Genomic DNA, 14199 nt, shown 5'->3' with positions numbered 1-14199 from the left:
CCGTGGCCTCCGTGGCCTCCACGGCCTGCACGGCGTCCTCGGAACTCACTGCGAGTCCTCCGCGTCGTCGGCCTCGCTCCGGACGACCTCGGCGTGCTCCGGGTCGATCAGCCCGGCCGGCGGGTCGATGACGGCGCGCTGGTTCTCCAGGTCCACGGTCGGCACGATCCTGGTGACGAAGGGCACCAGCACCTCCGTCCCGTCCGGCTTCGTCACGGTGAGCAGGTCCTGGTAGGGCAGGTGGATCACCTCGGTGAGTTCACCGACCGGGGTGCCGTCGAGCAGGACCACGTCCAGACCGATCAGCTGGTGGTCGTAGTACTCCTCCGGGTCGTCCGGACGCTCCTCCGGGTCGACCTCGGCGATCAGGAGGGTGCCGCGCAGCGCCTCGGCGCCGTTGCGGTCCTTGACGCCGGCGAACCGCAGCAGCAGCCGCCCGCTGTGCACCTTGCCGGACTCGACGGTCAGCGGACCTGCCGAGGCCGGGTCGGTCATCAGGACGGCACCGGGGCCGAGCCGGAGCTCCGGCTCGTCGGTGCGCACCTCGACGCTGACGTCCCCCCTGATGCCGTGGGCGCGGCCGATCTTGCCGACGACGAGCTGCACGGTGATCGTTCTCCTGGTGAGTGCTGCGGAGTGCTGACTTCTATGGACTGCGGAGTGCCGCGGAACCGCCACGGAACCGCAGCCGGGAAACGGCGAAGGCCGGCCGGGACGACATGCGTCCCGACCGGCCTCGAAAACCCTGACGGCTGAACGAGCAGCCTGATCAGCGAATGTTGTCCACGTCGACCAGGTCGACCCGGACGTTGCGACCGCCGAGGGCGCCGACCACGGTGCGCAGGGCGCGCGCCGTGCGGCCGCCACGGCCGATCACCTTGCCGAGGTCATCGGGGTGCACCCGCACCTCGATGGTGTTGCCCCGACGCAGGTTGCGCGAGCGCACCTGCACCTCGTCGGGGTGCTCGACGATGCCCTTCACCAAGTGGTCGAGGGCGTCCTCGATCACGCTCAGGCCTCGGCGCCGGCGTCGGCCTCAGCCTCGGCCTTGTCCGACTTCTTGGCCTTCGGGGTGATGGCGACACCGGTGGTGGCGTCCTCGAAGCCGGCGACGGCCTTGGCGAACAGGTGCGAGAAGTCCTCGACCTTCGGCTCGGCGACCTTCAGCGGCTCCGGAGCCGGCAGGCCCTTGAACTTCTGCCAGTCGCCGGTCAGCTTCAGGATGGCGAGCACCGGCTCGGTCGGCTGGGCGCCGACGGACAGCCAGTACTGGGCGCGGTCGCCGTCGACCTCGATCTTCGAGGGGTTGTAGGTCGGCTGGTAGATGCCGATCTCCTCGATCGCACGACCGTCACGCTTGGTGCGGGCGTCGGCGACGATGATGCGGTAGTGCGGGGAGCGAATCTTGCCGAGACGCTTCAGCTTGATCTTGACTGCCACGGGAGTGGAATCTCCTGGTGTTGACGTGGGTGAGCGGCCTCGCCCTCGCGTGGGGTTGCGCGGTGGGCCGTTCAAGGGACACGCCAGCCGAAGGAGAGAGGGGTCCTGCCCGGCTGCCGAGTACTCAGCGGTCCATTCTGCCACACGGGGCGCCCACCCCCGAAAACAGGTCGACCGGGAGCCCCCGCTCCCGGTCAGCCCAACACGCGCACCTTCGCGGTGCACCTCACTGGCAAATCATCGATGGATCAGTGTGGATCAGTGGTGCATCAGTGTGAATCTGTGTGGATCACAGTGGTTCGGTGGTGCATCGCTCCGGCCGGCCACCGCCCGCACGGCCACCCGCCGGCGCTCCCTCGGTTCCCCGAGCCGTGAGGCTCCCCGAGTTGTGCGACGAGACGCGAACCGAACTACGCGATCTTGAACGGCTGCTGGCACGCGCCGCAGACGATGGACGCCTGCGCGAGCACCGACGGCACGACCCGGACGTTGCGCCCGCAACCGCAGACCGCCTTGACCCGGACGCCGCCCCCGGAGGAGCCGTGCCGGGCCGCCGGACCGCGGAAGGCGCGCGAGGCCCCCTCGCCGGCCACCGCTTCCTGGTGCGCGCCGAGGGCGCGGTCCAGGCGCTCGATGGTCTCGGCGTACCGCTCGCGGGTCTCCTTGAGCATGGTCACCTGGGAGAAGCCGCTGCTGGCGTGCGGCTCGACCGGGTGCGCCAGGCCCAGCTCGGAAGCCAGGAGCAGGAAGCGCCGGTTGTGGTAGCGGCCGGCCCGCGAGGTGTCCCGGATGTCCCGGGCCGCGGCCAGACCATGGGCAGCCTCGTGGAGGAGCCGCTCGAAACCGAGCCGGGTGCCACAGGCCGAGGAGGACTCGCCGATCAGCGCCTCGGGCGAGGCGAGGTCGGGGAGGTCCTGGTGGTAGGCCTGGATGTCACTCCAGGCGGCGGCCAGTTCGGCCGCGAGAACGAGGGGCTGTGTCGTGCTCACGCTAGACCAACGATGGAGTAGGAGCTGATGTTCCGCGTGTTCCGGTTCCCCGGGAATTCCCAGGAAACTCTCAGGAATGTGCGGCCGCGCGCGAAATGCGCGTTCCGGATCTGACGCAAGACCAACCCCCTGCAGGTTCGGGCCCGCCGCCTCGGCGGGCGCCTCGTCATTTCCGTCCAGGAGCGGGCTGTCGCCCCCAGGACGTACGGCCCGTGGTCCTGTCGAGTTGACAGGGCCACGGGCCGTACACCGTACCGCTATTCCGTTAATACCGGCAGTTGACCGACCAGTAGGGATGTCGACATGTGAGACATGCCCGGAACAAGGCCGGTCATCGGGCGTCCGAATTTCCCGTCGGACAGGTCGACAACCGTCAGAACGCGTCACCGGATCTCGCTTTACGGCAACATCCTTCGTGATCGTCCGCTGCCCGCGGAACCCACCGGACGGTCTGCCGGACGGTCAGTAGGCGCGCGCGACGATCGCGACGTTGCCCTCCTGGTCGTCCGTCTGCGGCACCGAGCCGTCGGCGGCCACGATGCAGCGCACCGACACGCCCTGCTCGGCCAGCTTGGCCTCGCCCTCCGGGCCCAGCTCGGCCCAGGAGATCCGGCCCCAGCCGGTGGCGGCGGCCTCGGCCGCCTCGTCGATGGTCTTCACGTCGACCGTGCGGGACTCCCGGCGCTCGCGCGACTGACGCAGCAGCAGAGCCTGGTCCTCGTCCAGGATGCCGGGAAGGGTCGCGGCCAGGGCGTCGATCGAGACCGGCTCCTTGCCGCCCGGGATCCGGCGGGCCAGCATCGCGGTGCCGTTCTCCAGGTCGCGCGGGCCGACCTCGATCCGCAGCGGAACGCCCTTGAGCTCCCAGTCGACGGCCCGGCGGCCGAACGGGGTGTCGGTGCGGTCGTCGACGACCACGCGGATGCCGGCGGCCTCCAGCGCGGCGCCGATCTCGCGGACCTTGGCGATCACCGCGTCGTCGCCCTTGATGGCGAGGACGACGGCCTGGACGGCGGCCAGCCGCGGCGGGACGCGCAGGCCGTTGTCGTCGCCGTGGGACATGATCAGGCCGCCCACCATGCGGGTCGAGACGCCCCAGGAGGTCTGCCAGACGTACTCGCGCTCGGCACCCTGCAGCTGGTAGGTGGTGTTGAACGCCTTGGCGAAGTTCTGGCCCAGCTCGTGGCTGGTGCCCATCTGCAGGGCCTTGCCGTCGCCCATCATGCCCTCAAGGGTGAGGGTGTTGATGGCGCCGGCGAAGCGCTCCTTGGCGGTCTTGCGGCCGAGCACCACGTCGATGCCGAGCACGTTGGTCATGAAGTCGCCGTAGACCTGGGTGTGGATCATCGAGGCGTAGTCACGGGCGTCCTCGTAGGTGGCGTGGGCGGTGTGGCCCTCCTGCCAGAGGAACTCGGTGGTGCGCAGGAAGACGCGCGGACGCAGCTCCCAGCGGACCACGTTGGCCCACTGGTTGATCAGCAGGGGCAGGTCGCGGTGGCTCTGCACCCACTTCGAGAAGTACTCGTTGATGATCGTCTCGGAGGTCGGCCGGACGACGACCGGCTCGTCCAGCTGCTTGCCGCCGCCGTGGGTGACCACCGCGAGCTCGGGGGCGAAGCCCTCGACGTGCTCCGCCTCCTTGGTCAGGTAGGACTGCGGGATGAACATCGGGAAGTAGGCGTTCTGGGCGCCGGCCTTCTTGATCCGGGCGTCCATCTCCTGCTGCATCCGCTCCCACAGACCGTAGCCGTACGGTCGGATGACCATGGTGCCGCGCACCGGACCGTTGTCGGCCAGCTCGGCCTTGTTGATGAGGTCCTGGTACCAGCGCGGGAAGTCTTCCGCCTGGGGGGTGAGAACGGGTGCCTTAGCCATGGGCGAATCGTACGGGGCGCGGGCCTCCGACTTCGAATCCATTGCGGACGCCGGACCGCCCGGGGCGCACGCCCCCGACACGCGCGCACCACCCCGCACCCCTCTGGACGCCGCGCCCGAGCCGCTGTTCGCTGGAGTGGGGGCGGGACGTCGAGGGGGGTCGGAGCAGCACACCGAAGGACCGGATGGGAGGCCGCGATGGCTTCAGCGCGGGTGACCGGCACGACCGCAGCACCCCCCGGCTCCGGGCGGACCACCGCCCGGGCCCGGGACTGGGCGGAGATCCAGGAGCGGATGCTGGTACCGCTCTACGAGGCCGTCCACGACCGCCTGGAGGTCGGTCCGGCGACGAGCGTGCTGGGCCTGGGCTGCCGCTCGGGCCTCGCCCTGCTGCTGGCCGCCGGCCGGGGCGCTCAGGTGGCCGGGCTGGAGCCCGACGACGAGCTGCGCGGGCTGGCCCGGGAACGCCGGCTGCGGGTCGGCGCGGAGCACCCGCCGACGGCGGACGTCGCCCGCTCGGCCTATTCGCTGGTCACCGTTTTCGAGCAGCCGCCACCGGGCACCGAACCGCGCCGGACGGTGGCCGGGGCGGCCCGGCTGGTGCTGCCCGGCGGGCACGTGGTGCTGGCCGCCTGGGGGCCGCGGGAACGCTGCGAGAGCGCGGCCGTGCTGGACGTCGCCCGGCGGATGGCCCGGCGCAGCGGGGCGCGCGACCCGTTCGAACTGAGCCCGCCCGGGGCGCTGGAGGACCTGCTCGCCGGGACCGGCCTGCGCCCGGCCGGCGGCGGCCGGGTCGGCTGCCCGTTCGCCTACCCGGACCTGGAGAGCGCGGTGCGCGGGCTGCTCTCCACCAGGCTGTACGACGCGGCGGCGGAGTTCTCCGGGCCGGCGCTGGTGACGAAGGAGCTGGAGGAGGCGCTGCAGCCGTATCTGCGGCCGGACGGCACGGTGCGGATGACGAACGTCTTCCGCTACCTGATCGCCGAACGGCCCCGCTGAGCCCCGCCGAACCCCGCTGAACCTCCTTGCCGACCCGGAACCGGCCGCAGCACGGGACAGCGAAGGGGCGTGCGCCACCACGGCACGCGCCCCTCACAGCGGGCCGGCGGGCCCCACCGGCCCGCCGACCCACCGGCCCGCCGGCCCTCAGGCCTGGTCGAGCGACTTCCGGGGCACCCCCGCCGCCCGGTAGGCCTCCTCCTCGTCCAGCGTCTCCGCCTCCAGCAGCGCCGCGGCCAGCGCGTCCAGCCGCTCCCGCTGCTCGGTCAGCAGCCGCACCGCCTCCTCGTAGCACTCCGCCACGATCCGCCGGGCCTCCTCGTCCACCGCGTCCAGCGTGGTCGGCGCCGCGGAGAGCCCGTACGCGCCCTGCGGATCGGACGGGACCGCGGTGAGCCGGCCGACCCGCTCGCTCATGCCCCACCGCCCGGCCATGCCGCGGGCGATGTTGGTGACCTGCTCCAGGTCGCTCTCGGCGCCGGTGGTGATGACCCCGTAGACGACCTGCTCGGCGGCCATCCCGCCGAGCGCGCCGATGATCCGGCCGCGCAGGTAGGGCTCGGTGTAGGAGTACCGGTCGGCCTCCGGGGTGGAGAGGGTGACGCCGAGGGCGCGGCCGCGCGGCACGATGGTGACCTTGCGGACCGGGTCGGCGCCGGGCTGCAGCATGCCGAGCAGGGCGTGGCCGCTCTCGTGGTACGCCGTCCGCTCCCGTTCGGCCTGCGGCATCACCAGCGGCCGGACGGCGCCGAGCTGGACCTTCTCCAGCGCGTCCGAGAGGTCCCGCTCGTTCACCGCGTCCTGGCGGCGCTTGACCGCGAGCAGGGCGGCCTCGTTGACCAGGTTGGCCAGTTCGGCGCCGGTCATCCCGGGGGTGACCTTGGCGAGCCGGTTCAGGTCGGTGTCGCCGGACAGCGGGACGTCCCGGGAGTGGATGCGCAGGATGGCCGCACGGCCGTCGCGGTCCGGCGGGCTGACGGTGATCCGCCGGTCGAAGCGGCCGGGGCGCAGCAGCGCCGGGTCGAGCACGTCGGCCCGGTTGGTGGCGGCGATGACGATGACGCCCTCGGAGCCGGTGAAGCCGTCCATCTCGGTGAGGATCTGGTTGAGCGTCTGCTCGCGCTCGTCGTGACCGCCCATGCCGCCGCCGCTGCCGCGCTGGCGGCCGATGGTGTCGATCTCGTCGATGAAGATGATCGCCGGGGCGACCTTGCGGGCCTCGGCGAACAGCTCGCGCACCCGGCTGGCGCCGACGCCGACGATCATCTCGATGAACTCGGAGGCGGAGGCGGAGAAGAACGGCACGTCCGCCTCGCCGGCGACGGCCCGGGCCAGCAGGGTCTTGCCGGTGCCGGGCGGGCCGCTGAGCAGGACGCCGCGCGGCATCTTGGCACCGAGCCGGCGGTACCGCTGCGGGTTCTTCAGGAAGTCGACCACCTCGGTGAGCTCGGCCTCGACCTCGTCGATGCCGGCCACGTCCGCGAAGGTGGTGCGCCGGCCGCCCTCCGCGGCGACCGGCTTGGGCGGGGCCTTGCGGCCGAGCGCCCCGCCGCCCATCCCGCCGGCCATCCGCCGGGCGAGCAGCACCCAGACCAGGATCAGCAGCAGCATCGGGGCCAGCGAGATCAGCAGGTTGGCGAGGAAGCTGCGCTGCTGGACGACCGGCTCGGCGGTGACCTCGACGCCCTGCTGCTGGAGGGTGGTCCAGAGGTTGTCCCCGGCGAAGACCGGCCGCTGGGTCTCGAAGTCGGTGTACGTCCCCTTGCCGCCGTCCGGCTTCGGCTCGGCGTTCTTGAGGGTGCCCTCGATCGAGTCGCCCTTGGAGTAGATCTTGGTGACGTTGCCCTTGTTCAGCTGGTTGTTGAACTCGGTGTAGGAGATCGTGGTGGCGCCGCCGGGGCCGAAGAAGGACAGCAGCACGTCGCTGATCAGGAACACCACGAGGGCGGTGAGGACGAGGCCCAGCCAGCCGCCGGGCATCTTGCGCCGCGGGGGCGGCGGGGGCGGGGCACCCTCGGATCGCCACGGCTGGTCGGGGGTCTGGCGCGGCGGCACGGGATCAGTCACCCATCGGACAATACGGACATCCGCTCGGCTCCTCCAACCGCAACGCCGCGCCGCCCGCCACGCCCGGACGCGGGCCCCGACAGCGGACGGAACAGCGGCCCGGACGACGGCCCGGACGACGGCCGCGCCACCGGACGGGACACCGGACGGGACACCCGCCCGAGCACCCGTCCCGCCAGGTCAGCCCCGCTCCTCCGCGGCGGCCGACCCCGGCCACTCCTCGGCGGTCAGCGCGAACCGCTCGTGGTCCCGCCAGGACCCCTGGAGGAACAGCATCCGCGGGGTGAACCCCTCGTGCCGGAAGCCCAGCCGCTTGGCCAGGGCGATCGACCGGTCGTTGTCCGGCTGGACGTTGATCTCCAGCCGGTGCAGCCCGAGCCCGCCCTCCGTCTGCGCGGCGAAGCAGCGGTCCAGCACCAGCCGCAGGCCCTCGGTCATCCGCCCGGTGCCGGCGAACGGCAGGAACGAGTCGTAGCCGAGCGCGCCGTTGCAGAACCGGCCCATCACGATGTTGGCCACGTTGACCTTGCCGACCAGCCCGCCGGTCTCCCGGTCCACGATCAGGAAGGTCTGCAGGGCCGGCCCCTGGCGCTCCATCAGGTCCGGCAGCGCGTCCGGCTCCACCGGGTTCCACCGGCCGATGTGGTCGGCGGACCGCCGGACCGCCTCGGCGTACCCCGCCTCGTCCCCGGCCCGCGGGGCTCTGATCGTCACTCGCATCGGACCATCATCTCGGATGACCATCGGGCATGCGAACGGCCCGCCACCCGGAGGCAACCGGGCGGCGGGCCGTTCAGCGCGCGTCTCGCTGCGTCCCCGCGCGCGCCCCGGAGGGCCGCACGGAGTCCGCGAGGGCTACAGCAGGTCCTTGAACTCCTTGGGCAGCTCGAAGTCGGCCGGGCCCTTGCCCGCGCCGAGGCCGAACGCGCCGCCCTCGGCGGGCGCCTGGCCGCCACCGGCGCCGAGCGCGCGGCGCTCGGCGGCCGCGGCCTCCTCCTGCGCCCGCTTCAGCGGGTTGCCGCTCTTGCGCTTGCCCTTGGCGGCCGGGGCCTTCTTGGCGGACTTCTTGCCGCCGCCGCCCATGCCCGGGATGCCCGGCATCCCCGGGACGCCCTTGCCGGAGGCCATCGCCGACATCATCTTGCGGGCTTCGAAGAACCGCTCGACCAGGTTCTTCACCTCGCCGACCTGGACGCCCGAACCCTTGGCGATGCGGGCCCGGCGGGAGCCGTTGATCAGCTCCGGCTCGGCGCGCTCGGTCGGGGTCATCGACTTGATGATCGCGCCGACGCGGTTGACGTCCTTGTCGTCGATGTTGTTGATCTGGTCGCGGATCTGGCCCATCCCCGGCAGCATGCCCAGCAGCTTGGAGATGGAGCCCATCTTCTGGACCTGCTCCAGCTGGGACAGGAAGTCGTCCAGGGTGAACTGCTTCGGACCGCCGCGCAGCTTGGCGGCGATCTTCTCGGCCTCGGCCTGCGAGAAGGTCTGCTCGGCCTTCTCGATCAGCGAGAGGACGTCACCCATGCCCAGGATGCGCGAGGCCATCCGGTCCGGGTGGAAGGCGTCGAAGTCGTCGACCTTCTCGCCGTTGGAGGCGAACATGATCTGCCGGCCGGTGACGTGCGCGACCGAGAGCGCGGCACCGCCGCGGGCGTCGCCGTCGAGCTTGGAGAGCACCACACCGGTGAAGTCGACGCCTTCGAGGAAGGCCTGCGCGGTGGTGACCGCATCCTGGCCGATCATCGCGTCGACGACGAACAGGACCTCGTCCGGGTTGACGGCGGCCCGGATGTCGGCGGCCTGCTGCATCAGCTCGGCGTCGATGCCGAGGCGGCCGGCGGTGTCGACGACGACGACGTCGTACTGCTTCTGCTTGGCGTACTCGATCGAGTCCCGGGCCACCTGGACCGGGTCGCCGACGCCGTTGCCCGGCTGGGGGCCGTAGAACGCGACGCCCGCGCGCTCGGCGACGACCTGCAGCTGGTTGACGGCGTTGGGGCGCTGGAGGTCGCAGGCGACCAGCAGCGGGGTGTGCTTCTGCTGCTTCAGCCAGTGGCCGAGCTTGCCGGCGAGGGTGGTCTTACCGGCACCCTGCAGACCGGCGAGCATGATCACCGTCGGGCCGTTCTTGGCGAACCGCACCCGTCGGGTCTCGCCGCCGAGGATGGCGATGAGCTCCTCGTTGACGATCTTGATGATCTGCTGCGCGGGGTTCAGGGCACCGGAGACCTCGACGCCGAGCGCGCGCTCCTTGACCTGCTTGATGAAGGCCCGGACGACCGGCAGCGCGACATCCGCCTCCAGCAGCGCGATGCGGATCTCGCGGGCCGTGGCGTCGATGTCCGCCTCGCTCAGGCGGCCCTTGCCCCGGAGGTTCTTGAACGTCGCTGCGAGGCGATCGGAAAGGGTGTCGAACACGTCGTCGCGGGTCCTCTGCGGCATCGGTCTGAGTACGGTCGTCGCCCCCAAGGGTATCCGGCCGCCCCGGGGACGGTCTCCACCCGGGTTCGACCGGACGACCGCGGCCCCGGGAACGGCCCCGCGAACGGCCTCAGCCCAGCGCCGCCCGGACCGCGGCCGCCACCTCCCCGGCCCTCCGCGCGCCGAGCGGACGGCCCGCCGCGTCGGTCAGGTAGAAGGCGTCGACGGCCTCCGCGCCGAGCGTCGACACGTGCGCGGTCCGCACCCGCACCCCGGCGCCGTCCAGCGCCCGGCCGATCCGGTGCAGCAGCCCGGGGGCGTCGTGCGCGCGCACCTCCAGCACGGTCGCGCTCGCCGAGGCCACCGGTGGCGCCACCGAGACCACCGGCGGCGGAACGGGGACGCCGCGCCGGCGCGGGGCCGCCGCGTCGCGCTCGGCCAGCCGGCGGGAGACGTCCAGCGAGCCGTCCAGCGCCCGGCGCAGGTCGGCCCGGAGCCGGGCGGCCTCCGGCAGCCCGCCGAACTCCGCGGCCACCGTCCAGGAGAGCAGCAGCACCGGCCCGGCACCGATCGGGTCCAGCTCGCGCAGGCCCGCCGAGCGGACCGTCAGCCGGTGCAGGGCCAGCACCCCGGCGACGGTGCCCAGCAGGCCCGGCCGGTCCGGGACGGCCAGCAGCAGCCGCACGCCCGTCGACCCGGCGCCGGCCGGATCCGCCCCGCCCCCGGCCGACAGCGACGGCGACGACCGCGACGACGACGACCGCGACGACGACGGCAGGGACGACGACGGCAGCGCCAGCGCCGGCCCGCCGGTCCGGGCCGCCTCCACCGCCAGCCGCTCCTGCTCCGCGGTCGGCTCGCTCTCGGCGGCGCCGGGGCACCCGCCGGGCGCCCCGGACAGCCGGGCGGCCGCGCGGTCGGCCAGGCCGTCCACCAGCGAGGCCCGCCAGGCACTCCACGCGGCCGGGCCGGTGGCCAGCGCGTCCGCCTCGGTCAGCGCCCGCAGCAGCTCCAGCCGCGGTACCGAGCCGACCGCCTTGGTGACGGCCTCCACGGTCGCCGGGTCGTCCGGGTCCCGCCGGGTCGCGGTGTCCACCAGGGTCAGGTGGTGGCGGACCAGCACCGCCAGGGTCTCCACCGACTCCGGGTCGAAGCCCATCCGGGCGGCCAGGCCGCGGACGGCCGCCTCCCCCGCCTCGCTGTGGTCGCCCGGCCCGCCCTTGCCGATGTCGTGCAGCAGCGCGGCGACCAGCAGCAGGTCCGGCCGGGCCACCCGGCGGGTCATCGCGGCGGCCCGCACCGCGGTCTCCACCAGGTGCCGGTCCACCGTCCAGCGGTGCACCGCGTTGCGCTGCGGGCGGCAGCGCACCCGCTCCCAGTCCGGCAGCAGCCGGGAGATCAGCCCCCGCGCCTCCAGCGCCTCCCAGACCGGCAGGCAGGCCTCGCCCGCGCCGAGCAGGGTGACCAGCTGCTCGCGCGCCTCGTCCGGCCAGGGCACCGGCAGCGGACGGCACTCCGCCGCCAGCCGGCGCACCGTCGCGTCCGCGAGGGCGAGGCCGTTCTGTGCGGCGGCCGCCGCGGCGCGCAGCGGCAGCACCGGGTCCGCGGCCGGGCGGGCGCCCTGCGCGAGCACCGCCTCGCCGTCCTGCTCGACCACGCCCTCGGCGAGCGGCCGGCGCTCCACCGCGCCCCTGGCCACCGCGCCCCTTCCCACCGCGCCCGCGCCCCGTCCGGCGGCGAACGGGAAGCGCCGGTGCGGGCGGCGGCCCCGGCCCGAGCGCGCGGCCAGCACCCGCTCCACCGACCGCCAGGCGACGTCGGAGGCGTAGGCGACGGTCCGGGCCGCCTCGTAGACCCCGCGCAGCAGGGCGTCGGCGTCCGGCACACCCAGCCGCTCGGCGACCTGGTCCTGGTCCTGCAGGGCGAGCCGGTCGGTGGCCCGGCCGGTCACCAGGTGCAGGGCGTCGCGGACGTCCGCCAGCCGGAGCGCGGCGGCGGCCAGGCCCTCCCGGGGCGCGTCGGCCAGCCAGCTCGCGGCGATCGCGCCGAGCGCGACGACGTCCCGCAGACCGCCGCGGGCCTCCTTCAGGTCGGGCTCCAGCAGGAACGACAGCTCGCCGTGCCGCTCGGCCCGCTCCCGGCCCAGCTCGCGCAGCTCGGGCAGCCGCCGCGGGGCGTCCGCCCGCCAGTCGGCGAGGACGGCGGAGCGCAGCGCGGCGGTGAGCGCCGGGTCGCCGGCCACGTGCCGGGCGTCCAGCAGGCCGAGCTGCGCCCTCAGGTCGGCGGCCGCCACCGACCTGGCCTCGGCCGGGGTGCGGACGGCGTGGTCGAGCGAGGCTCCGGAGTCCCACACCGGGTACCAGAGGCGCTCGGGAAGGGCCGGGTCCAGCCGGCCCTCGTGCAGCAGCAGCACGTCGAGGTCGCTGCGCGGGGAGAGCTCGCCGCGCCCGTAGCCGCCGACCGCGACCACGGCGGCCCCGGCGGGGGCGCCGGCCGCGGCGAACAGGCCGGCCAGCCAGTCGTCGGTGAGCGCGGACAGCGCGGTGCGCCGCCCCCGGCCGCCGGGGCCGGGGGCGGCGAGCAGCCGGGCCCGGGCGGCGGCGGGGCCGTCGGGGCCGGGCCGGCGGGCGTCGGGGGCGGTGCCCATGCGGTCGGGCCCCCTCAGAGGGCGTCGGGGCCGCGCTCGCCGGTGCGGACCCGGACCGCCGTCTCGACCGGCACCGCCCACACCTTGCCGTCCCCGATCTTGCCGGTCCGGGCCGCGTTGACCAGGACCTCGATCAGCGGCTCGGCGTCCTCGTCCTCGACCAGGACCTCGACCCTGACCTTGGGGACCAGGTCCACGGTGTACTCCGCGCCCCGGTAGACCTCGGTGTGGCCGCGCTGGCGGCCGTAGCCGCTCGCCTCGGAGACGGTCAGGCCGTGCACGCCGAAGGCCTGCAGGGCGGCCTTCACCTCGTCCAGGCGGTAGGGCTTGATGACGGCGGTGATGAGCTTCATCGGGCGTCCACCTCGGTCTTCTCGGTGCCGTGCGCCGCCGCGGCCGGCGCGGGTGCGGGTGCGGAGGCCGCGGCGACCAGGGCCGCGGCCGGGGCGGCCGTCCGGCCGAGGCCCGAGCCCAGCGCGCTGAAGTCGTACGCGGACTCGGCGTGCTCGGCCTGGTCGACGCCGGCCAGCTCGACGTCCTCGGCGACCCGGAACCCGATCACCCGGTCGACCGCCTTGGCCAGCAGCCAGGAGAGCACGAAGGAGTAGCCGCCGACCACCGCCACGCCCATCGCCTGCTTGCCCAGCTGCTCCGGCCCGCCGCCGTAGAACAGCCCCTTGGCGCTCTGGCCGACCGTCCCGGTGGCGAACAGGCCGACCAGCAGCGAGCCGATCGCCCCGCCGACGGCGTGCACGCCGACCACGTCGAGCGAGTCGTCGAAGCCCCAGCGGTACTTGAGGCCGATCGCGGCCGCACAGGCGGCCCCGGCGACCAGGCCGATCGCCACCGCGCCGAGCGGGGAGACCGAGCCGCAGGCCGGGGTGATCGCCACCAGGCCGGCCACCGCGCCGGAGGCGGCGCCCAGCGTGGTGAACGCGCCGTGCCGCAGCTTCTCGAAGACCAGCCAGCCGACCAGCGCGGCGCCGGTCGCGACCTGGGTGTTGAGCAGGGCCATCGCCGCCACGCCGTTGGCGGCCAGCGCCGAGCCGGCGTTGAAGCCGAACCAGCCGAACCAGAGCAGCCCGGAGCCGAGCATCACCAGCGGCAGCGAGTGCGGGCGCATCGGGTCCTTGCGGAAGCCGATCCGCCGGCCGAGCACCAGGCAGAGCGCCAGGCCGGCGACCCCGGCGTTGATGTGGACGGCCGTCCCGCCGGCGAAGTCGATCACGCCGGTGCGGTCGCCGAGCCAGCCGCCGGCGCCGCCGTCGAAGAAGAACACCCAGTGGGCGACCGGGAAGTACACCACGGTGACCCAGAGCCCGATGAACAGGCCCCAGGCCGCGAATCTCGCGCGGTCCGCGACCGCCCCGCTGATCAGCGCCGGGGTGATGACCGCGAACATCAGCTGGAAGGCGGAGAACGCGGTCACCGGGATCGTCCCGGTGAGGTCGGCGAGGCCGATGCCGTGCATCCCGAGGAAGTCCAGGTTGCCGATCAGACCGGCGCCCGCGTCGGGGCCGAAGCTGAGCGAGTAGCCGTAGAGGACCCACAGCACGCTGACGATGCCCAGCGACAGGAAGCTCATCGCCAGCATGTTCAGGGTGCTCTTGGCCCGGACCATCCCCCCGTAGAAGAAGGCCAGCCCCGGGGTCATCACCATGACCAGGGCCGCACTGATGAGTACGAAGGCGGTGTCGCCCGCGCTGAAGCCGTCCGGCATCGGCTCTCCTCCTGACTGGAAGCCGATCCGCACCCGGA

At 73.7% G+C, this 14199-nt stretch carries 12 protein-coding genes; 1 reads left to right on the top strand and 11 read right to left on the bottom strand.

The annotated features are described in order from the left end of the window. Nucleotides 1-45: 45 nt before the first annotated feature. From rimM to proS, 5 genes are all read right to left on the bottom strand, one after another. On the bottom strand, nucleotides 46-606 hold the full coding sequence (rimM, locus tag ACFC0B_RS31995; protein WP_376093769.1) for a ribosome maturation factor RimM: 561 nt from the start codon (nucleotides 604-606) through the stop codon (nucleotides 46-48). 163 nt (nucleotides 607-769) lie between these two features. Next, entirely contained in the window at nucleotides 770-1009 is a 240-nt protein-coding gene (locus tag ACFC0B_RS31990) for an RNA-binding protein (protein WP_030056773.1), read from the bottom strand. 2 nt (nucleotides 1010-1011) lie between these two features. After that, complete coding sequence (gene rpsP / locus ACFC0B_RS31985) at nucleotides 1012-1440, bottom strand: 30S ribosomal protein S16 (RefSeq protein ID WP_376093766.1); 429 nt, start codon at nucleotides 1438-1440, stop codon at nucleotides 1012-1014. A gap of 410 nt (nucleotides 1441-1850) precedes the next feature. Then, on the bottom strand, nucleotides 1851-2429 hold the full coding sequence (locus ACFC0B_RS31980) for a hypothetical protein (protein ID WP_030306744.1): 579 nt from the start codon (nucleotides 2427-2429) through the stop codon (nucleotides 1851-1853). Between the two features lie 462 nt (nucleotides 2430-2891). Continuing rightward, nucleotides 2892-4304: a proline--tRNA ligase gene (gene proS, locus ACFC0B_RS31975; protein WP_376093763.1), complete on the bottom strand. Its 1413-nt coding sequence runs from the start codon at nucleotides 4302-4304 to the stop codon at nucleotides 2892-2894. 198 nt (nucleotides 4305-4502) lie between these two features. Here proS and ACFC0B_RS31970 point away from each other — a divergent pair, with 198 nt between their 5' ends. Beyond that, entirely contained in the window at nucleotides 4503-5303 is an 801-nt protein-coding gene (locus ACFC0B_RS31970) for a class I SAM-dependent methyltransferase (protein ID WP_376093760.1), read from the top strand. Nucleotides 5304-5450: 147 nt separating this feature from the next. Here ACFC0B_RS31970 and ftsH read toward each other — a convergent pair whose 3' ends face one another. From ftsH to ACFC0B_RS31940, 6 genes are all read right to left on the bottom strand, one after another. Next, complete coding sequence (gene ftsH / locus ACFC0B_RS31965) at nucleotides 5451-7370, bottom strand: ATP-dependent zinc metalloprotease FtsH (RefSeq protein ID WP_376093757.1); 1920 nt, start codon at nucleotides 7368-7370, stop codon at nucleotides 5451-5453. A 180-nt stretch (nucleotides 7371-7550) separates the two neighbouring features. Next, a complete protein-coding gene (locus ACFC0B_RS31960) occupies nucleotides 7551-8090 on the bottom strand; it encodes a GNAT family N-acetyltransferase (RefSeq protein ID WP_376093754.1) in 540 nt (179 codons plus the stop codon). A gap of 135 nt (nucleotides 8091-8225) precedes the next feature. Continuing rightward, complete coding sequence (gene ffh, locus ACFC0B_RS31955) at nucleotides 8226-9791, bottom strand: signal recognition particle protein (RefSeq protein ID WP_376093961.1); 1566 nt, start codon at nucleotides 9789-9791, stop codon at nucleotides 8226-8228. Between the two features lie 133 nt (nucleotides 9792-9924). Beyond that, the gene (locus ACFC0B_RS31950) at nucleotides 9925-12441 is read right to left on the bottom strand and encodes a [protein-PII] uridylyltransferase (RefSeq protein WP_376093751.1); all 2517 of its coding nucleotides are present in this window, start codon (nucleotides 12439-12441) and stop codon (nucleotides 9925-9927) included. Nucleotides 12442-12455: 14 nt separating this feature from the next. Continuing rightward, nucleotides 12456-12794, bottom strand: a complete 339-nt coding sequence (locus tag ACFC0B_RS31945; RefSeq protein WP_376093748.1) for a P-II family nitrogen regulator — start codon at nucleotides 12792-12794, stop codon at nucleotides 12456-12458. Then, nucleotides 12791-14161, bottom strand: coding sequence for an ammonium transporter (locus ACFC0B_RS31940; RefSeq protein WP_376093745.1), 1371 nt, complete (start codon nucleotides 14159-14161; stop codon nucleotides 12791-12793). Before ACFC0B_RS31940 ends, ACFC0B_RS31945 begins: the two co-directional genes overlap by 4 nt. Nucleotides 14162-14199: the final 38 nt, after the last annotated feature.

The organism is Kitasatospora sp. NPDC056184 (genome assembly GCF_042268405.1).
GTDB lineage: Bacteria > Actinomycetota > Actinomycetes > Streptomycetales > Streptomycetaceae > Kitasatospora.
Note: the sequence above shows the minus strand (reverse complement) of the source record. Positions and strands in the feature narration are given on the sequence as shown.

Bases quoted from the DNA above. Each gene is read 5' to 3' on its own strand.
- ACFC0B_RS31940 (WP_376093745.1), bottom strand. From the start codon at position 14,161: ATGCCGGACGGCTTCAGCGCGGGCGACACCGCCTTCGTACTCATCAGT.
- ACFC0B_RS31960 (WP_376093754.1), bottom strand. From the start codon at position 8,090: ATGCGAGTGACGATCAGAGCCCCGCGGGCCGGGGACGAGGCGGGGTAC.
- proS (WP_376093763.1), bottom strand. From the start codon at position 4,304: ATGGCTAAGGCACCCGTTCTCACCCCCCAGGCGGAAGACTTCCCGCGC.
- ACFC0B_RS31970 (WP_376093760.1), top strand. From the start codon at position 4,503: ATGGCTTCAGCGCGGGTGACCGGCACGACCGCAGCACCCCCCGGCTCC.
- ACFC0B_RS31950 (WP_376093751.1), bottom strand. From the start codon at position 12,441: ATGGGCACCGCCCCCGACGCCCGCCGGCCCGGCCCCGACGGCCCCGCC.
- ACFC0B_RS31945 (WP_376093748.1), bottom strand. From the start codon at position 12,794: ATGAAGCTCATCACCGCCGTCATCAAGCCCTACCGCCTGGACGAGGTG.